This window comes from Acinetobacter portensis, assembly GCF_023158935.1.
GTDB classification, from domain to species: domain Bacteria; phylum Pseudomonadota; class Gammaproteobacteria; order Pseudomonadales; family Moraxellaceae; genus Acinetobacter; species Acinetobacter faecalis.
The window spans coordinates 269,681-288,403 of record NZ_CP096120.1; the positions used below are offsets into that span (position 1 = coordinate 269,681).

The following is an 18,723-nucleotide window of genomic DNA, read 5'->3' on the forward strand; positions in this document are numbered from 1 at the left end:
ATCGAGGGTTCTATGGAAATTGTATTGGCCAATCCACGTGGTTTTTGTGCAGGTGTAGACCGTGCAATTGCGATCGTAAATCGCGCTCTTGAGTGTTTTAACCCACCAATTTATGTGCGTCATGAAGTTGTACATAATAAATTTGTTGTTGATGATTTACGTCAACGTGGCGCTATTTTTGTCGATGAATTAGACGAAGTTCCTGATGATAATATTGTTATTTTTAGCGCACATGGTGTATCTAAAGCTGTTCAGCAAGAAGCAGCACGTCGCGGTTTAAAAGTATTTGATGCGACTTGTCCATTGGTGACTAAAGTTCATATTGAAGTTGCCAAATATGCACGCGAAGGTGTTGAAGCTATTTTAATTGGTCATGAAGGTCATCCAGAAGTAGAAGGTACGATGGGGCAATATGATAAAAAAAATGGTGGTGATATTTATTTAGTAGAAGATGAAGAAGATGTTGAAAAACTAATAGTTAATCATCCAAATAAAGTTGCTTTTGTAACACAAACAACGCTTTCAATTGATGATACTGCGAAAGTGATTGATGCTTTACGTCAGAAATTTCCAGAAATTCAAGGTCCACGCAAAGACGATATTTGTTATGCAACGCAAAACCGCCAAGATGCAGTACGTGATTTAGCAACGCAATGTGATGTTGTATTGGTGGTTGGTTCACCAAACTCTTCAAACTCAAATCGTTTACGTGAACTTGCGGAGCGTATGGGTAAACATGCGTATTTGGTCGATAATGCAGAGCAGTTAGATAAATCGTGGTTTATAGAGAATTCGAAAATTGGTGTAACTGCGGGTGCATCGGCTCCAGAAATTTTAATTAAACAAGTCATTCAGCGTTTACAGGATTGGGGTGCACAAGTGCCTGAAGAGCTAGCAGGTCGTGAAGAAAATATTACATTTAGTTTGCCAAAAGAGCTTCGTATTCAGGTGACGCAAGCATAATTCACTTTTGGTGAATTAGGTCTCAAAAACAGGTGATCATTGTGTGGTGATCATCTGTTTTTTATACCATTTATCAAATGTTAGTATGTTTTTTATTTAAAAGGGCTTTGTTGCATAAACCTAGTCTAGAAGGTCTATTCAATCCTATAATTTCAAAATGAATAAACCTGCCCCTAAAACCTATCGTACAACCAATTGGTCATCCTATAACCGAGCTTTAATTAACCGAGGTAATATTTCCATTTGGTTTGATCCAAAGATTCAGTGGTATGCACAATCACAAGGTAAGCAAGGTCGAAATCAAACCTACTCCGATACAGCGATTCAATGCTGTTTAATGATCAAGTCACTATTTCGACTCTCTTTACGTATGGTGACAGGTTTTGTCCAAAGTCTGATTAAGCTTTGTAGCTTAGATTGGACAGCTCCAGATTACACTACACTTTGTAGAAGACAAAAGCATATTGATATTGCGATTAGCTATCAAAAAAGTAGTGATGGTCTCCATCTACTCGTGGACTCTACTGGTTTGAAGTTTCTAGGTGAAGGTGAATGGAAGTGTAAGAAACATGGGGCTGAATATCGTCGCCAATGGCGTAAGCTTCATATTGCTATAGATGCTAAAACCCTTCAAATACGCGCTATTCAGCTTACAACCAATAATGTCAGTGATTCACAGGTACTTGAAGATTTACTTTCTCAAATTCCATTGGATGAGCAAATTGATTCTGTTTATACAGATGGTGCTTATGACACAAAGCATTGCCGACAAGTCATTTCAGATCGGCAAGCGCATGCGGTGATTCCGCCAAGAAAAAATGCGAAACCATGGAAAGATACAAAGAGTAGCTCGCTAGAGCGAAATGAATTACTTCGAACAGTTAAACATTTAGGTAGGACACTATGGAAAAAATGGTCAGGCTATCATCGTCGAAGTTTGGTTGAAACCAAGATGCATTGCATCAAATTATTAGGCGATAAATTAACAGCAAGGAGTTTTCCTAGTCAGGTGAATGAGATTCATGCACGCACAGCTGTCTTGAACAAATTCACAGAATTAGGTCGCCCTCATACCCAAGTTGTCACTTAAATTTGAGTAACTTAGGAAAGCTCTATCTTTAAAGTCTTTATGCAACAAAGCCGTCTGTATGACAGTAGTGATGTAACAGGGGAAAAATTATTAAGTTCAGATGGTGGTTTAGGTCAAAAATGGGCAATTATTGCTTTCAGCGAAAGTGAAAAAACCTATAGTTTTTTATTCACAAGTACAGGACTTCGTTGTAAAAACAAAACCAAAGCTAACATTAATCTTACAAGTTGTGGTGCTGTAAATACGGGCATGGAAACTTGGTAAATTCATTTAAATTTAAAACTTATAAAAGAGCAAGTGGCTAAAATCACTTGCTCTTTTTTTATTACATCTAAATCAATTTATGTACCTTGTATTATGTGTTTTGAAGATTTATTAATGCTCATTTTTTTTTTGCCTTAGGTGTTTATGTATTTTTATCGTAATAATTCACCTTTCATCTTGTTTGTTATTGTGTGAAATGTTGTGTAAGTGTTATTTTGCGTAATGATGATTTAGATGCTCAAAAAATTTAATTTGATGAGTTCTGAAAATACAAATTTAATTAAAAAAGTTATTTAAAAAGCTATGCTTTGCAGGGGTTGTTCCAGTGGGAATGAAAAATAAAGTGTATCTAGGTTTACAGGGTATAAGGGGATTTACCTTGGTTGAACTGATGATTACGATCGGAGTTCTTGCGATTATAGCAACTATGGCAATTCCATCATTTTCTAATCTTGTTGCTAAACAAAGGTTAGATGCTTCTGCACGAGCAATAGCGCAAGTATTTGGTGATGCCAGAGCGCAAGCAGCGACTTTAAGAAGAGTTGTTACGGTTACTCCTACAATAGGAACAAATACTGAGGTTGTTTTTCATTGGTCTCCTAAATATGAAGATATTGAACTTATTAATGGAACTCAACCAGTACTGTTTAATGAAAATGGTCTAGCTCGAAGAGTTAATGTTGTTGCAGGTATTGAAACAGAAATTCCTTTAAATTTTCAACTTTGTAGTGCGAGTTTGAATCAGTCTAAAACAGTGGTTTTATCTAGAACAGGTGTTGTTGAAGCAATTAGAGATTCGGGGGCTTGTTAGTTATGTATAAAAAAAATCAGACAGGCGTAGGGATGTTTGAAGTTTTAGTTGCATTATTCGTTTTAGCAATAGGTGTGCTTGGATTTTCTGCGCTTCAATTACGTGCTGTAGATGCTACGATAGAAGCAAATGATAAGACTTTAGCAATGAATGTAGCTCGAGATTTAGCTGAAAGAATTAGAATAAATAGATTGTCATTAGATAGTTATGTCGATGCTATTAATACTCAGACTTTTAATACGACATGTTTAATAGCTACTCCAGCCACAAATTCAAGACCAGCCTGTAATGGGGCTACATTGGCTCAATATGATGCCGGAGAAATTGTACAAATTGCTCAAAATCAGGGGCAGCAAATTGTAATGGCAGATTGCCATGAAAGTACTCGAACATGCATCTATGTTGCATGGGGGCATACAAATATTGCAGATGATGATGTTGCTAGTTGTATGGTTGATGGTAGCTATGTTGCGAATGCCAAATGCATTGTATTGGAGGCCTTTTAAATGAAATTATTTAATCAGAAAGGTTTCACAATAGTTGAATTAATGGTGTCTTTGGTATTGGGGCTGATTATTTCTGCTGCCGCTATTCAGTTATTTTATACAGGCCAGAAAAGTGCAATGATGCAACAAGGTAGTTCTAATCTTTTGAATAGTGGCTATTTTGGGCTTGATTATATGGTTAATGACTTAAGACTTGCCAATTTAGATGCTAACGAAGCTTTAGTTGATAACCAAGTTTTACATGGTGGGTTAGTTTTAGATAGACGCAATCTTTCTACAACTCCAACATTCGAAATGACAGGTTCAGATGCTGACAATGATTATTTAACAGGCGCAAATATTGGTCCTACAAATTTAAATATTGCCAATATTGGAAGTGACCAGTTAGTTATTCAATATAGAAATACAATTGCAAACAGATTTGATTGTGAGGGTAATGCTATTCCCGTAAATAGTTATATTGTACAGCGTTACTTTGTAAGACCTGTGGTTTTACCAGATGAAAATAGCGATCCTAACGAGCCAAATCAAGCACTTGCCTTAGCGTGTGTGGCTGCAAATTATAATGCTGATAATTTAGTTTCACTTAATTTAAGTGGAGATGGTCGCATTGTTATTCCTCGTGTAGATCATTTTCATGTGCTTTTGGGGGTTGCTGATGATACCCAAAATACTAGTGTTACACCTGCTGTGGCTGGACAAGATGGTGTGTTAGATCGGTTTGCATATATGACAATTGCTGGATATCAGCAGTTAAATCCTGCTGCACCTGCTAGAAAGCCTCAAATTGTGTCTATTAAAATAGCTGTTTTAGTGAGATCTCCAAATAGTGTGGGTAGTTCAGATTTATTTAATCCTGCACGTAATTATCAGTTATTTAATGTAAATGGACCACTTATAGCTCATGCAAATAACAATTTATATTTACGTAATGTTTTATCGCAAACAGTTGCCTTAAGAAATGGCTTTGGCTTGGAGAAGTAATATGAATTATTCAAAAAGCCTCTCTAGCCAAAAAGGTGCAACATTAATCATTGTTCTAATTATGCTCCTACTTATTACTATAATTGGAACTTGGGCAATTCGCGGAAGTATCACAAGTTTGAATATTGCAACGAATACTCAAGCGCAGGCTTTATTAAAACAAAGTTCTGATGCTGTCTTTTTTAAATTAGAAAATGATACATCGAACGATTTAACTTTAGCGAATATGCAAATAGGTGATGGAATTTTGGCTTATCTAATGCGAGCTGAAAACAAAGGTAAAGAGCTAGTTTTTTGTATTAGAGGAAATGTTGCTAATAACTGGGAGGGTGCTAGAAATGGCAGTATTGTGTATTGGCAGGGCTCTGCTATTAATAATAGAGAGTTAGGTGCGAATGGTTTTTGTCAAGCAACTCGTTCTGCAGATTTTACCAGTGGTCGTCAAGCTGTTCTAACACGTGTAGCAATTCGCGTAGCACCAACGAGTAGTGATTTTGGGCATATGGTGGATGGTGATGACAAAGAAGGTAAAGGTACAGATATTTCAACAGTTATTGTGAATGCTACATCACTATTACCCAACCTAAGTACGGCAACAGATGCACAAGTGAATGCATGTATTTCAAACTTCACGACATTTGTTGATGGAAGTTTAAATAATAGTACGGTAATGGATTGTCTTTCGGATTTTCGGATTCCTTATAGTTCGCAAGAAATGGTATATACCTTGCGTGCAGTGAAAAGTAGTTAAGGGGAGAATAAAATGAAAAAAGCAAATAATTTAAGTCAAATGAGAAAGTATTTCCCCAAAGATATAGTTGTGAAAAAAATAAATGTCACAGCTTTATCTGCAATAATTACAACAGGCATTTGTTTAGCAAGTTATCCTACATACGCAAGTGATATCGAAATATATAAAGTACCTGAAGAAAGTATAGGTTCAACAACATTGATGTTCATGCTTGACGTATCGGGGAGTATGAATACAAAAGATTCGGGGCAGTCACTGACTAGGCTACAGCTGTTAAGAAAAGGGATGGAGGATGTTTTACTAGGAAGTAGTGGTATTACCCCAATTGAAGATAAAATAATTATTGGTTTGGCTGATTTTGATGCTTCGAATGGTCGAATCCGTGTACCAGCAAGAGCGTTAAATACAGTACTAACTGGTACATTTTCAATTAAGAATCATAAGTATTTATATTCTAAAACAGGCTCAACGACGACATACCGTGAATGTGTAGAGTGGAATCCAAGTAAAACTTGTAAAACTTGGTCTACTTCAGTTTTACCTACGACACCTTCCACCAGGGGTTATGCGGGTGAAAGTTGTAATTATAGCGGTGTGAATAACTGTTATGTTTATTATAAAAGTGAAAATGTTGCGAAGACCCAGCGGTATGCATTAGTTGAAGCAGCACGTAATTTGACAGCTTATAATGGTGCTACACCAACAGCTTATGCTTATGCTGAAGTTGCTTCTTATTTAATGGGAACAGCAACATTAGACGGTATTTATGAGCAAATAGGTAATGCGAAAGCAGATGGTACTGATTTTTGGAAATGTAATACTTTAAGAACAGATTATCGAGTCTTAGAAGGTCAAGTAGGTACTGATGACGAAGGGAAAGTCATTAATGTTCGTTGGTGTAATTCTGAAACAGCAACAAATGCATCTGTCCCAACAGATATACAAAATAATGAAAATAATGGTGTGTTTTATTATACAGGTGGTCGAAAAGTTTATTACCGTTTAGTACCGACAAGTTTGACTACATCTGGACATTCTGGGTGGACAAGCTCTGTTGATGATGCAAAAGATGGCTTGAATTATGCAATGCCACAATCTATTCGTGATCAGTTAACTGATCGTGACAAACGAGAGTGTAGTGGTCAGGGTATTTACTTTTTGACCGATGGCGAGCCTAACCATGGTGGTACGAATACGGGAAGTAATGGTGTTTCAGGTACTGCTTATCAATTGATGAAATCCTCATTAACAACGAAAGCGAGCATTTTTTCATGTGCTAATAGTGATTTAGGAGGAAGTAATAATTATAGATATAATATGACACACTGGAAATGTATTGGTAATTATGCAACAACCTTGTTGGATAATACTAAAAATCCTGCTGGGTTGAGATTTAAAACCGCAGTAGTTGGTTTTGGTAATGGATTTAATGGCGCTTCAAATGATCCAGATGTTAATGACGCTAAAACTTGGGGTGTGCTTGGCGGTGGCGGTTGGTACTCTGGTAGTGACTCAGCAGCTGTCGTTAATAGTGTGAATAAGTTTATTCAGGAACTTGTTAAAGATATTCCAAGCTTGAGTACAGGTTCTTCAGTTATTCCTGTCGATGCACTTAATCCTGCAACTATTCAGAGTTATGCATATTTCCCGCAATTTGAACCAAAGGTTAACCCAGCTGATACACAGCAAGTATGGTTTGGTAATCTGAAAAAATATTATGTGGTAAATAATGGTGTTTATGCGAGTAAAGATGCATCCGATAATAATCTAGTTGTAAAAAATGGTGCTTTACAAGATTTGCCTGATATTTGGAGGTCTTCGCTGAACTATACAGATGTAGATCCTGTATATGCAAAACATGGTGTTATGGGGCAACTTGGTTTGGGGCGTGAGGCAGATGCTACGAAACGACTATTATTGACAGATTATAAGTTCGCTAATGGTAATAGATCTAAAGACCACGGTTTAGTGCAAATTAAGCATACATATACAGTTGATTCGACAACAAAGGATGACAATACGTATTCACGTCAATTTATGAGCTTATTGGGATATGACATTACTAACGCAATGGCAACGAATAGCGAGCTTGTCAATTTTGATGTGAGTGATCTGGCTGCAACCTTACGTCAAATGGGGGCTCCTCTGCACTCAGAACCTGTTTTACTCACACAATCTGGAAAGATTACAGTACAAAAAAATGCAACGAATCAAGTAGAGACGGTCACAACTGGTCGTAAAGATTATATTCTATTCGGTACTACACAAGGTTTAGTTCAAGTTGTAGATGCAGAGACGGGTAAAGAAAAATTTGCTTTTGTTCCTAAGGAAATTATTGAAAATCAATCAGAAACCTTTAGAAATAAAGGTGGGAATTTAGTTAATGGTAAAGGTGCACTGTATTACGGTATAGATGGTGAATGGACAGCATTTACTTCTTATGTGACTGATGACAACGGAGCATTAACTGTTGGTAAGGTGGAGCGTAAAGTGTATGGAAGTACCACTAATTCTGAACAAGTATCTGGTAAGCAATGGGTGTACGGTGGTATGCGCATGGGGGGGCGTAGTTTTTATGCTCTAGATTTATCAGATATTGATAAGCCTTACTTAAAATTACATATTGAACCGAATACAGGGAATATTTATTCCTATGATCCTGTTTCTAAAAATATGACAACTAAATCGTTCGAAGATATTGAGCAAATGGGGCAAAGTTGGTCTAAACCTGTGCTTGGATATGTAAATTGGAAAGGTCAGCGTAAGTTAGTAATGATCGTTGGTGGGGGGTACGATGCAGGTGGTCCTAATGGCGATGGTATCTACGAAAACAATATCCGTACAGGTTATGCTGGTTATGAAAAATATGATTATAAGCAGACTAACGGTATTGGTTCCGGTGTATACATGTTTGATGCGGAAAATGGTGATTTGTTATGGAAAGCAAGCTCAACTAATAAGAACGATAGTAAAGTTACCTACGTATCGCATAATGATTTGAAATATAGTGTAGTTAGTCAAATTCAAACTGTTGATCGAAATAATGATGGTTTAATTGATCATTTATATTTCGGTGATTTAGCAGGTCAAGCTTTCCGTGTGGATTTTGCAAATGATGCAAGAGAGTCTGCAAATAATGACAGTACTTCTGCATTTAAATCACAAGTGAATAAAATTCTTAATGTAAATAAGACTACAGGTCTCAGTCCAAGATTTTACTTACCACCTACGTTTACGGCACATAGTAATGCAGGTAAGCCAAATGGGGCAAATATCGTCATGGCTATTTTTGCCTCTGGTGATAAGAGTTCACCTTTGTTGGGAACGATTGATTCACCATCTAAGCAAAATCCAGTAGGTCTAGAATATAATGGTGTTTACGCCATTTATGATTACGATGCCTACAACAATAATAGTGGTAAGTACCCTTACTTTAATACTTCAAGTGATTTAATCGAAGCAAGAGAGATTACAACTGAAAATGAAAATCCATCTAAAACCACACTGAAAAGTATGAATGGCAGAACTCAAGGTGCAGACCCAACTATGGGGGCAGCTGTTGGTGCGTGGGGTGGGTGGTATTATTTATTCAAACGCAAAATGGGTGAGCCTGATGTAGGTCAAGGTGTTACTGATACTGGTGCTGGTATTATCAAGGCATTACGTCCATTAATTGCAATGGAGAATAACCTATATGTAAGTCAGTTCGATCCAACAGATAATGGTACAACAACGAGTTGTGGTGCTGGTGTAAAAGGACATACTTTTGCGGTTCGTTTGTGTTTACCACAAGGTGTATGTGTTGATGGTGCGAAGTATTCTTATAATTTAGGTTCAGGAGATGTGAAGCTTAATGTAGGACCAGGCAAAACGTCGGGAACACGAGAATTAGTTGTGCTAGACCCAACTCTTGTTAATGATCAAATACCAAACTGTGAAGGACCCAATTGCAAATTTATTCCAGCAGGGGGACCAATTAAGTTTATTCCGAATAAATGGTATGAAAAATATTCACGCACAGGTAATGGTGGATAAATCATGCGATCAAAAGGTTTTACATTAATAGAGCTAATGATTGTAGTTGTTGTGGTGGCAGTTTTATCTGCCATCGCACTACCAATGTATAATGAGTATATACGTCGTGCTACAGCTACGAATTCATTGCAGGAAATACAAAAAATAGCAGATCAGTTAGAGCGACATAAGTCTAAAAATTTTAGTTATAAAAACTTTAATGCAAATTTTTTATATCAAAATGGTGCGAACGTTGTATCGGCCTCATTTTCAAATGCTGATCAGACATTAACCTTGCCACTGAATGCGACAGGAAGTGCAATAACATATACATTGCATATTCGAGATGGTCGTAATCCAACTCTAATGTTGACAGATGCCGCAGCAACTGGGAAGAGTTGGGTTATTTTAGCGGAAGCTAATTCAAGATTAAATAATGGAGAAGCATGCACTACGTGTAATTCTCTGCAACAACAAAATAGTAGTTTTTTAATGTCAAGTTCAGGCGTGCAATGTAAAACAAAGTTAGCTCTGAAAGCAGCAGATACATTAACTCCGACAAATTTAACTTCAACTCAACCATGTGGAGCAAAAGGTGAAAATTGGTAACGTAAAAGGTTTAACCCTGGTTGAGTTGCTTATTGTTATGGTGATCATTGGCATTATTTCGGCAATTGCATACCCTGCTTATCAAAATAACAAGGTAGAAGTTCAAAGAAATGATGCAAAAGCAGAAATGCTCTATATTGTTCAACGAATACAGACTTATAAATCTGTTAATGGTACATATTTAGGGGCAACCGTTAATCAGCTTTATGGTGCATCGACAATCCCTAAAAGTGGAAATGCATTTTATAATGTAGCATTTGCTAATGCTCCAACAGCAGGTGGTTGGATATTAATAGCAACTCCGATAAACGGCACACCACAACAAGGTAATGGAGTTCTTTGTATAAATGAGCGAAATCAAAAGTTTTGGGCTAAAGGAGCTGCTAACTGCAATTTGTCGAATGTGTCGAATTGGGATGGCAAATAAACCAAATTCAAAACTGTGGATAAATCATTATTTAACCTTTCACTTTTCCAGAATTTAAAGTAAAATACTGCCCTCTATGAAAGGGGTTTGAAATGTGTCGATGGTCGATGCACGGATAATCCGTAAAAACTATAAGGTTCTATCATGGTTGTTATTCGTCTTGCACGCGGTGGTGCTAAAAAACGTCCGTTCTATCAAATCATTGTGACTGATAGCCGTAATGCACGTGACGGTCGTTTCATCGAACGTATTGGTTTCTTCAACCCTACAGCTCAAGGTAAAGCAGAAAAACTTCGTTTAGATGCTGACCGTTTTGCTCATTGGGTTTCTCAAGGCGCTCAACCGTCTGATCGTGTTGCTTCTTTGGCTGCTCAAGCTAAAAAAGCTGCAGCTGCTGCATAATTCTGAATTAAGTAGTAGATAGCCCATGACACCAACACAGAATGTTCCAGAAGATCGTATTCAGATTGGACAGCTACGTTCAGCATATGGATTAAATGGGTGGCTCTGGGTTTATTCCAATACAGAACCTATGAGCAACATCTTTGACTATCTTCCTTGGTACATTGAGACTAAGGAAGGTTGGCAAACAGTAGATGTAAAACGCTGGAAACCACATGGTAAAGGCTTAGTTGTGAGTTTAAAAGGTGTGATTGATCGCACTGCTGCTGATGGCTTAGTAGGTACTAATGTTTGGATTTCAAAAGCGCAACTTCCGAAAGCAGGAATGGATGAGTTTTACTGGTCTGATTTAAAAGGTCTAACAGTGTTAGGACTTGGCGATGACGAACAAGAAGTAAATCTTGGTAAAATCCATGAAATGTTTGAGACAGGTGCCAACGATGTGATGGTGGTTCACGCAACACCAGATAGCGTTGATGCTGAAGAGCGCATGATTCCATGGCATAAAGATGTGGTACAGCAAGTTGATCTTGAAGCTGGTCGTATTTACGTGAATTGGGGCGTAGATTACTAATATTTTTTGGAAATAAGGGAGTCTGCGATGTTTTTTGCAGTCATTACGCTTTTTCCTGAAATGTTTGAAGCGATTACAGCCTACGGAATTAGCGGGCGTGCAGCAAAACGCGAAATAGTACAAGTCACTTGTATTAATCCTCGTGATTATGCTGAGGGTAACTACAAAAGAGTGGATGAACGTCCATTTGGTGGTGGTCCAGGTATGGTAATGATGGCTGAGCCTTTGTCTCAGGCAATCAAACATGCCAAAGAGCTTGCAGCGCAAGCAGGAGCAGTTCAGGTTCCAGTGGTGTATATGTCACCACAAGGGAAAACTTTAAACGAACCTGCGGTACAACAATTTGTCGAATATGATGGGTTAATTGTACTGTGTGGGCGTTACGAAGGTGTCGATGAACGTTTGATCCAGCAATATGTTGATCAGGAATGGTCAATTGGAGATTACGTATTATCTGGCGGTGAATTACCTGCGATGGTTTTATTAGATAGTATTATTCGGAGACTTCCGAATGCGATGTCTGATGAACAATCACACGTTCAAGACTCATTTGTGGATGGTCTTCTAGACTGCCCACAATATACTAAGCCAGATCATTTTGAAGGTTTGGATGTGCCTGAGGTGTTAAAATCTGGGCATCATGCAAATATTGAAAAATGGCGGTTTTTGCAGCGATATCAGCGTACACTTGAACGCCGTCCAGAGTTGGTCGAACAAGTAAAACTGACAAAGCAGCAGAAAAAATGGCTAAAAGATTCGCAAAATAAGTCGTAATTTTTTATCTCTTATTTTGTAAAAGTCCGAAGTTTTACTTAGGATTCCGTACTTAATTTTAAAATTAAGTATTCTTTAATAGGCTCATTATGCATTGAAGTGGTCAAGCATAAAGAGAAAGATAATCGGGTGTATGCGCCTTAGCCTCTATACCCCGCGATAATCAGACCTCTTCTGACTCGCATTTATTGGAGATACCCCATGAGCGGTAAGCATCCTTTAGTACAAGCTGTTGAAAACGCACAATTAAGAACTGATCTTCCTGCATTTGCACCAGGTGATACAGTAATTGTTTCTGTAAAAGTTAAAGAGGGCGACCGTGAGCGTCTTCAGGCTTTTGAAGGTGTTGTAATTGCGATTAAAAACCGTGGTTTAAACTCTGCATTCACAGTTCGTAAAATTTCTAGCGGTGTTGGTGTTGAACGTGTTTTCCAAACACATTCTCCAATCGTTGCTAAAGTTGAAGTTAAACGTCGTGGTGATGTTCGTCGCGCGAAACTTTACTACCTACGCGAATTGTCTGGTAAAGCTGCACGTATCCGTGAAAAATTACCAGCTCGTAAAGTTAAAGCTTAATTTTAAGTTTTACACGAGTTCGAAAAATGCGCCTTTAGGCGCATTTTTTTATACTTAAAATTTAAATAAGGCGAACTAACATTGATAACAACACCTACAGATTGTTACCATGAGGCAGTTTATAAATAGCCTAATTTTTATATGAAAAAGCCTTCTCCTAAAATTCAACGTCGTCATATTAGTGGTGTATTTCTTTTAAATAAGCCTTTGGGCATTAGTTCTAATGGTGCATTACAAAAAGTACGTTGGTTGTTCCGTGCTCAAAAAGCAGGGCATACAGGAGCTTTAGATCCTTTAGCTTCTGGCTTACTTCCTATTTGCTTAGGAGAAGCAACAAAGTTTTCACATTATTTATTAGACTCAACTAAACGCTATCAAACAACAATTAAGTTAGGCAATAGCACAACAACTGGCGATGTAGAAGGCGAAGTTTTTCTTGAAAAAGAAGTACCTGAATTAACTGAAGAAAAAATAAAAGAAGCGCTAGATAAATTTATTGGTGATATTCAACAAGTACCGCCTATGTATTCTGCTCTAAAAAAAGATGGTCGTCCTTTATATGAGTTGGCACGTCAAGGCATTGAAATTGAACGCGAAGCACGTCCAATACATATCTTTGCAATAGAACTACTGTCTTATACCAACGACAGTATTACGCTCGATATCACTTGTTCTAAAGGTACATATATTCGGGTATTGGGTGAAGATATTGCACAAGCGTTGAATACATATGGTCATTTGACCTATCTGCACCGTATTCAAACAGGGCAATTTGAACTTATTCCAACATATACCATTGAATATTTAGAAAGTTTGACTGAAATGGAGCGCGAAGCATTATTACTTCCTGTTTATGCACCTATTGATCATTTTCCAAAAATTCAGGCACCTGAAGGTCGTGCTGAATATTTTAGCCGTGGTATGGAAAGTAATATTGATCATGAAGCAGCAGAGCAGGTTGTGGTCTTTGATGGCGATAAATGTTTAGGTTTAGCTGAAATTACAGATAAGAAAAGATTAGTGCCGAAACGCGTACTAAACTTGTTATAAAGTTTAAATAAAAAAGCAAAGGGAGATATTTGTGGATATTGAGATTATTCTCAGTTTGATTTTTTTTGCTTTTTTTGCAGGAGCAATTGATGCAGCTGTTGGTGGTGGTGGCTTAATTCAAATTCCTGCCATTATGGGGGCAATGCCTCAACTTAGTCCTGCAACTGTTTTTGGTACCAATAAACTTGCATCAATTTGTGGTACTGCATCGGCCGCTTATAGTTTTGTTCGCAAAGTTAAACTGAAATGGAAACTATTGGCTGTTATTGGAATATGTGCATTTATTAGTTCCTTTGCGGGTGCTGCATGTGTTTCGATGATTCCAAAAGAAGTATTACGACCATTTGTCTTGGTCATGCTTATTGTGATTGCGATATATACCTTTGCTAAAAAAGAATTTGGTCAGGTTCATGTAAGCCAAGAACTCAGCACTAAGGTTCTAATATTGGCTGCTGTAGGTAGCTTGCTGATTGGATTTTATGACGGAATTTTTGGGCCAGGTACGGGCAGTTTTTTCATTTTCTTCTTCATTCGTTTTTTACAAACAGACTTTTTACATGCTTCGGCGCTGTCTAAAATTGCTAACTTTATGACGAACTTTGCTGCGTTAAGCTTCTTTATTCCAACAGGTCATGTACTTTTTGGTGTTGGTCTTATGATGGCTGTTGCTAATGTTTGTGGTTCATTGGTTGGTGTTAAGATGGCATTAAAATATGGTAGCGGTTTCATTCGAATTTTATTCTTGATATTAGTTTCAGTATTAATTGTTCGCTTGGGATATCAAACCTTTTTTGCTGCTTAAAAAACCAACAACAAAAATAAACATACATCTCTGTAAAGTTATTGCATAAATAGGTGAGTGTAGATTTCACTTACTTATTTGTGTGAATTTGAATGGATCATATAGCTAAAAGCCAGAGGTCATAATAATGAATATATTTGAAGCATTACGTGAAAGTCATAATAAACAAAGAGACATAGCAGAAAAATTAATACAAACATCAGGAGATACAGAAGAAAGAAGAGCTTTGTTTGATCAATTTAAAAATGAACTATTTGCACATGCTGTAGCAGAGGATCGTTATTTTTATATTCCATTAATGATGACCGATTCAGGATTAAATATAACTCGTCACGCACTTGCAGAACATCATGAAATGGATGAATTGCTTGAGCAATTAACTGAAATAGATTTTAGTAATACGGGTTGGTTGGCGATAGCGAAAAAATTGTCTGAAACTGTGCTTCATCATTTAGAAGAAGAGGAACATAGCTTTTTTCAGCAAGCAGGAAAAATTTTGGATGATAAGCAAAAGGAAACTTTAGCAAAGAAGTATTTGACTGAATATAAAAAGTATTTGAAAGCGGACAAAGATAGTCTTACTTAAATTTATGAACCTAAAAAGTAAAAGGGATGTTGATACATCCCTTTTTTATTCAAGCTGTTTTTACTTTATTGGATTTAAAAGTCACACCAATAGATGCAAGCATGACGAAAGACAGTGCAATCCATTGTAAGAATCCGATTTTTTCCCCCAATAAAAATAACCCTGCTAATGCTGCAAGTGCTGGTGAAAGGCTAAGTAAAGTTCCATAGCTTAAACGGCTTAAATGTCTTAAGGCTTTTAAATCTAAAGCGTATGGAATGGCTGTTGCTAAAATAGCGATAGCGAGCGCTTGTCCCCAATATTGTGTATTTAGAAGTGCATCAGCATTGTTATATAAACCAATGGGCAACAAGCTAATAGCAGATAAAGTGATTGCGATAGTGAGGGCGTGCATGCCTATATTTTGATGAGCAACCCTTTGTCCAAAAAAGATATATCCTGCCCAACATAAGCCCGCACCTAAAGCACAAAGCGCACCAAAAATAGAGAAGTTATCTGTATTGGCTTGTCCCCAAGGCACCATAAGTGCTACACCTAAAATGGCGAAAAGTACCCAAATAAAATCGCTACGTTGCTTAATGGAAAGTAAGGCTAAACCTAAAGGCCCAATAAATTCTAAACCGACTGCAATACCTTGCGGAAGCTTGCCTAAAGACATATAGAACAAGACATTCATGAAGCATAAAGCTGCGCTATAACACAATAAATCTCGCCATTTTAAAAATGGTAATCGTTTTAAAATTTGCCAAGAACGAAACATCAAACAGACAATAATTGCTGCAAAACAGAGGCGCAAAATAGTCACAGAAAGTGGGTCTATTTGGCTAAAAAGTTGTTTAGCAAATGAAGCGCTTATTTGATATGAAATCATGGCAAGAACCATGTACAAAATAGCGAGAAGTTGTGATTTTGGCATTTTTATATCACTACACCCAAAAGGTGTGAGCATTAAAGTCGAAGATTGAGTATATCAATTCTGCTTTTATTTTGATGTTTGAAATATAGCCAAAATGTAAATTCAAAGTTTTGAATTCAAAAAATGCACATCATTATTTTTTAGTACTTATTATGTGAAAATTTGAATTCAAAATATTTTAAATTCAAATTACAGATTTTTTCTTTGCTTGTTGCGTGGTGTAAGTACAACCAATAGATGCGGTAATAATGGTGGCTAAAGCGAGCCATTGATTCCATGCAAGCTGCTCACCTAAAAAAATAAATCCTGAGAATGCTGCAATAGCAGGTTCAACACTCATTAAAGTACCAAAGCTTAATGCTGTTAAATTTCGAAGAGCAATCATTTCTAAAGTAAAAGGCAAGGCACTTGCAAGTGCTGCTAGCGCAATAAAATACATTAAATTTGAAGGTTGAAAAACGTTACTCGACATACCTGAAAAAAGTGCAATTGGCATTAAACACAGCATGCCAATAAACATGCCTAAGCAAACGGTGTGATTACCTGAAACGCCTGAAGGCTTTTGTCCTGCAACAATATAAAGTGCCCAACACGCACCTGCACCCAATGCAAAGCCAATTCCAATTAAATCTAAACTTTGTGAAGCTTGCTGAAAAGGGAATAATAAAATTAAGCCAATAATGGCGAGTCCAACCCAAATAAAATCAAATTTTTGTCTTGCATAATAAAGTGCAACACTTAAAGGTCCAATAAATTCAAAGGAAACTGCAATGCCTAAAGGTAGTCTTTGAATAGATAGGTAGAACAGGGCATTCATACCTGCAAGAGCAATACCATAGCTAATAATGGCAGACCATTTCACTTGTTTGAAATTGATTTTCCATGCCTGAAAAATAATTGCCAAAATCAGTGCGCCAAGCATTAAGCGCATAGCCGAAATGGTCAAAACAGGAAATTGGGTAAAAAGTGATTTTGCGAGCGCACCACTACTTTGCATACTCACCATAGCAATAAGTAATAAGAACAAAGATTGAATATGTGGTGCATTTTTTAAATTGGGCATGAACTAAATTCGTTTTGTTTTCATAGGTAGCGGAAAATGAAAAACATAAAATAAGGCAATAAAAAAACCACAGCACGAATGCTGTGGTTTTTAATATAAACGAATATTAGAACAATACACGTACGCGAATTGTACCTTCAACTTCGTGAAGCGTATCTAGTGCTTCTTGAGATGCAGTAGCATCTACGTCCATTACTAGGTAACCAACGTCACCTTTAGTCATTAAAGATTGACCAGAGATGTTGATGCCGTGTTCAGCAAACAAGTTGTTTATTTTAGAAAGAACGCCAGGAATGTTTTTATGAATGTGAAGTAAACGATGTTTACCTTCAGTCAATGGAAGCGCGATTTCTGGGAAGTTCACAGCAGATAAAGTCATACCTTTATCTGAGTAAGCAACAAATTTCTCACCAACTTCTAAACCAATGTTTGCTTGCGCTTCGATAGTAGAACCACCTACGTGCGGAGTCAAAATTACGTTTGGAATGTTACGAAGTGGAGAAATGAATTCTTCACCGTTCGCTTTTGGCTCTTTCGGGAATACGTCAACCGCAGCACCTGCAATATGACCCGATTTAAGCGCATCAGCCAAGTCTTCAATTACAACACATGTACCACGTGCAGCATTGATGAAGATTGCACCTTCTTTCATTTGTGCAAATTTTTCTTTTGTCATGAAGTTACGTGTAGACGGAACATCAGGAACATGAAGAGATACAACATCAGCATTTGCCAATAGCTCATCTAGGCTACCAACTTGACGTGCATTACCTAAAGGTAATTTAGTCACTGTGTCGAAGTAGATCACTTTCATACCCAAGCTTTCTGCAAGTACAGAAAGTTGAGAACCGATAGAGCCGTAACCAACGATACCTAATGTCTTACCACGTGTTTCATACGAACCTACAGCAGATTTGTTCCAACCGCCTGCATGTGTATCTGTAGATTTTTCAGGTACACGACGAAGAAGGAGAATCGCTTCAGCAAGAACAAGTTCAGCAACTGAACGAGTGTTTGAATACGGTGCGTTAAATACAGGAATACCACGACGCATTGCTGCATCTAAGTTCACTTGGTTCGTACCAATACAGAAACAACCAACAGCAATAAGCTTGTTCGCAGCTTCGAATACTTCTTCAGTAAGTTGAGTACGAGAACGAATACCAATGAAGTGAGCATCTTTTATCGCTTCTTTCAGCGCTTCACCTTCAAGCGCAGTTTTACGATAATCGATATTGGTGTATCCAGCAGCATTTAAAGTGTCGACTGCGTTTTGGTGAACGCCTTCTAACAACAAGAAACGAATTTTATCTTTAGGCAAAGAAAGATGTTGGCTCATTACGGCTCCGCTACAAAGGCCAAATTTAGTGGCGATATAATAGCATAGGAAATAAGCCTATATACATTTCCTTTATGGCTTTGAAGATAGGTATTTTTCTAAAATATGTGACAAGGTTTGTCGAAATTGGTCTAATTAACTGTGTAATTTCAAAGGTGACATTCGAAAAATACGATTTTCTGCGGGATTTAATAAAAATGGCTTATAATACTGCCTCGTGAA

Annotated in this window: 20 protein-coding genes; 17 read left to right on the plus strand and 3 right to left on the minus strand. The window is 37.3% G+C overall.

From position 1 onward, the window contains the following. Nucleotides 1–12: 12 nt before the first annotated feature. From ispH to MZO21_RS01370, 17 genes are all read left to right on the plus strand, one after another. Complete coding sequence (gene ispH, locus MZO21_RS01285) at nt 13–963, plus strand: 4-hydroxy-3-methylbut-2-enyl diphosphate reductase (protein ID WP_248101255.1); 951 nt, start codon at nt 13–15, stop codon at nt 961–963. Between the two features lie 157 nt (nt 964–1,120). Further along, entirely contained in the window at nt 1,121–2,053 is a 933-nt protein-coding gene (locus MZO21_RS01290; protein WP_248101258.1) for an IS5 family transposase, read from the plus strand. Between the two features lie 39 nt (nt 2,054–2,092). Further along, nucleotides 2,093–2,317: a hypothetical protein gene (locus MZO21_RS01295; protein WP_248101260.1), complete on the plus strand. Its 225-nt coding sequence runs from the start codon at nt 2,093–2,095 to the stop codon at nt 2,315–2,317. A 331-nt stretch (nt 2,318–2,648) separates the two neighbouring features. Next, nucleotides 2,649–3,128: a pilus assembly FimT family protein gene (locus MZO21_RS01300; protein ID WP_432612599.1), complete on the plus strand. Its 480-nt coding sequence runs from the start codon at nt 2,649–2,651 to the stop codon at nt 3,126–3,128. A 2-nt stretch (nt 3,129–3,130) separates the two neighbouring features. Beyond that, entirely contained in the window at nt 3,131–3,634 is a 504-nt protein-coding gene (pilV, locus tag MZO21_RS01305; protein WP_248101265.1) for a type IV pilus modification protein PilV, read from the plus strand. After that, nucleotides 3,635–4,618 (plus strand): PilW family protein, encoded by a 984-nt coding sequence (locus MZO21_RS01310; protein WP_248101268.1) that lies wholly within the window; start codon nt 3,635–3,637, stop codon nt 4,616–4,618. Nucleotide 4,619: 1 nt separating this feature from the next. Next, the gene (locus tag MZO21_RS01315; RefSeq protein ID WP_248101271.1) at nt 4,620–5,369 is read left to right on the plus strand and encodes a PilX N-terminal domain-containing pilus assembly protein; all 750 of its coding nucleotides are present in this window, start codon (nt 4,620–4,622) and stop codon (nt 5,367–5,369) included. Between the two features lie 12 nt (nt 5,370–5,381). Then, complete coding sequence (locus MZO21_RS01320; RefSeq protein WP_248101275.1) at nt 5,382–9,404, plus strand: hypothetical protein; 4,023 nt, start codon at nt 5,382–5,384, stop codon at nt 9,402–9,404. A gap of 3 nt (nt 9,405–9,407) precedes the next feature. Then, nucleotides 9,408–9,992: a type IV pilin protein gene (locus tag MZO21_RS01325; RefSeq protein ID WP_282441521.1), complete on the plus strand. Its 585-nt coding sequence runs from the start codon at nt 9,408–9,410 to the stop codon at nt 9,990–9,992. After that, nucleotides 9,979–10,419, plus strand: coding sequence for a type IV pilin protein (locus MZO21_RS01335; protein WP_282455524.1), 441 nt, complete (start codon nt 9,979–9,981; stop codon nt 10,417–10,419). The genes MZO21_RS01325 and MZO21_RS01335 overlap by 14 nt, the downstream gene beginning before the upstream one ends. Nucleotides 10,420–10,563: 144 nt before the next feature. Beyond that, the gene (gene rpsP, locus MZO21_RS01340; protein WP_054580916.1) at nt 10,564–10,821 is read left to right on the plus strand and encodes a 30S ribosomal protein S16; all 258 of its coding nucleotides are present in this window, start codon (nt 10,564–10,566) and stop codon (nt 10,819–10,821) included. A 25-nt stretch (nt 10,822–10,846) separates the two neighbouring features. After that, nucleotides 10,847–11,395 (plus strand): ribosome maturation factor RimM, encoded by a 549-nt coding sequence (gene rimM / locus MZO21_RS01345; RefSeq protein WP_248101278.1) that lies wholly within the window; start codon nt 10,847–10,849, stop codon nt 11,393–11,395. Between the two features lie 27 nt (nt 11,396–11,422). After that, the gene (trmD, locus tag MZO21_RS01350) at nt 11,423–12,169 is read left to right on the plus strand and encodes a tRNA (guanosine(37)-N1)-methyltransferase TrmD (RefSeq protein WP_248101281.1); all 747 of its coding nucleotides are present in this window, start codon (nt 11,423–11,425) and stop codon (nt 12,167–12,169) included. Between the two features lie 201 nt (nt 12,170–12,370). Then, a complete protein-coding gene (rplS, locus tag MZO21_RS01355) occupies nt 12,371–12,745 on the plus strand; it encodes a 50S ribosomal protein L19 (RefSeq protein WP_086213123.1) in 375 nt (124 codons plus the stop codon). Nucleotides 12,746–12,886: 141 nt separating this feature from the next. Continuing rightward, nucleotides 12,887–13,795 (plus strand): tRNA pseudouridine(55) synthase TruB, encoded by a 909-nt coding sequence (gene truB, locus MZO21_RS01360; RefSeq protein WP_248101284.1) that lies wholly within the window; start codon nt 12,887–12,889, stop codon nt 13,793–13,795. 31 nt (nt 13,796–13,826) lie between these two features. After that, the gene (locus tag MZO21_RS01365; protein ID WP_432612600.1) at nt 13,827–14,597 is read left to right on the plus strand and encodes a sulfite exporter TauE/SafE family protein; all 771 of its coding nucleotides are present in this window, start codon (nt 13,827–13,829) and stop codon (nt 14,595–14,597) included. Between the two features lie 127 nt (nt 14,598–14,724). Next, on the plus strand, nt 14,725–15,183 hold the full coding sequence (locus MZO21_RS01370; RefSeq protein WP_248101286.1) for a hemerythrin domain-containing protein: 459 nt from the start codon (nt 14,725–14,727) through the stop codon (nt 15,181–15,183). Nucleotides 15,184–15,232: 49 nt separating this feature from the next. Here MZO21_RS01370 and MZO21_RS01375 read toward each other — a convergent pair whose 3' ends face one another. From MZO21_RS01375 to serA, 3 genes are all read right to left on the minus strand, one after another. Then, on the minus strand, nt 15,233–16,099 hold the full coding sequence (locus MZO21_RS01375; protein WP_248101289.1) for an EamA family transporter: 867 nt from the start codon (nt 16,097–16,099) through the stop codon (nt 15,233–15,235). 184 nt (nt 16,100–16,283) lie between these two features. Beyond that, nucleotides 16,284–17,162: an EamA family transporter gene (locus tag MZO21_RS01380; protein ID WP_248101292.1), complete on the minus strand. Its 879-nt coding sequence runs from the start codon at nt 17,160–17,162 to the stop codon at nt 16,284–16,286. 106 nt (nt 17,163–17,268) lie between these two features. Continuing rightward, the gene (gene serA / locus MZO21_RS01385; protein WP_248101295.1) at nt 17,269–18,501 is read right to left on the minus strand and encodes a phosphoglycerate dehydrogenase; all 1,233 of its coding nucleotides are present in this window, start codon (nt 18,499–18,501) and stop codon (nt 17,269–17,271) included. Nucleotides 18,502–18,723: the final 222 nt, after the last annotated feature.

What these genes read in the sequence shown, in the direction of transcription:
- truB (WP_248101284.1), top strand. Translation starts at nt 12,887, where the DNA reads ATGAAAAAGCCTTCTCCTAAAATTCAACGTCGTCATATTAGTGGTGTA.
- MZO21_RS01310 (WP_248101268.1), top strand. Translation starts at nt 3,635, where the DNA reads ATGAAATTATTTAATCAGAAAGGTTTCACAATAGTTGAATTAATGGTG.
- MZO21_RS01370 (WP_248101286.1), top strand. Translation starts at nt 14,725, where the DNA reads ATGAATATATTTGAAGCATTACGTGAAAGTCATAATAAACAAAGAGAC.
- MZO21_RS01315 (WP_248101271.1), top strand. Translation starts at nt 4,620, where the DNA reads ATGAATTATTCAAAAAGCCTCTCTAGCCAAAAAGGTGCAACATTAATC.
- serA (WP_248101295.1), bottom strand. Translation starts at nt 18,501, where the DNA reads ATGAGCCAACATCTTTCTTTGCCTAAAGATAAAATTCGTTTCTTGTTG.
- trmD (WP_248101281.1), top strand. Translation starts at nt 11,423, where the DNA reads ATGTTTTTTGCAGTCATTACGCTTTTTCCTGAAATGTTTGAAGCGATT.
- ispH (WP_248101255.1), top strand. Translation starts at nt 13, where the DNA reads ATGGAAATTGTATTGGCCAATCCACGTGGTTTTTGTGCAGGTGTAGAC.
- MZO21_RS01375 (WP_248101289.1), bottom strand. Translation starts at nt 16,099, where the DNA reads ATGCCAAAATCACAACTTCTCGCTATTTTGTACATGGTTCTTGCCATG.
- rpsP (WP_054580916.1), top strand. Translation starts at nt 10,564, where the DNA reads ATGGTTGTTATTCGTCTTGCACGCGGTGGTGCTAAAAAACGTCCGTTC.
- pilV (WP_248101265.1), top strand. Translation starts at nt 3,131, where the DNA reads ATGTATAAAAAAAATCAGACAGGCGTAGGGATGTTTGAAGTTTTAGTT.
- MZO21_RS01320 (WP_248101275.1), top strand. Translation starts at nt 5,382, where the DNA reads ATGAAAAAAGCAAATAATTTAAGTCAAATGAGAAAGTATTTCCCCAAA.
- MZO21_RS01290 (WP_248101258.1), top strand. Translation starts at nt 1,121, where the DNA reads ATGAATAAACCTGCCCCTAAAACCTATCGTACAACCAATTGGTCATCC.
- MZO21_RS01380 (WP_248101292.1), bottom strand. Translation starts at nt 17,162, where the DNA reads ATGCCCAATTTAAAAAATGCACCACATATTCAATCTTTGTTCTTATTA.
- rimM (WP_248101278.1), top strand. Translation starts at nt 10,847, where the DNA reads ATGACACCAACACAGAATGTTCCAGAAGATCGTATTCAGATTGGACAG.
- MZO21_RS01295 (WP_248101260.1), top strand. Translation starts at nt 2,093, where the DNA reads ATGCAACAAAGCCGTCTGTATGACAGTAGTGATGTAACAGGGGAAAAA.
- MZO21_RS01325 (WP_282441521.1), top strand. Translation starts at nt 9,408, where the DNA reads ATGCGATCAAAAGGTTTTACATTAATAGAGCTAATGATTGTAGTTGTT.
- rplS (WP_086213123.1), top strand. Translation starts at nt 12,371, where the DNA reads ATGAGCGGTAAGCATCCTTTAGTACAAGCTGTTGAAAACGCACAATTA.
- MZO21_RS01300 (WP_432612599.1), top strand. Translation starts at nt 2,649, where the DNA reads ATGAAAAATAAAGTGTATCTAGGTTTACAGGGTATAAGGGGATTTACC.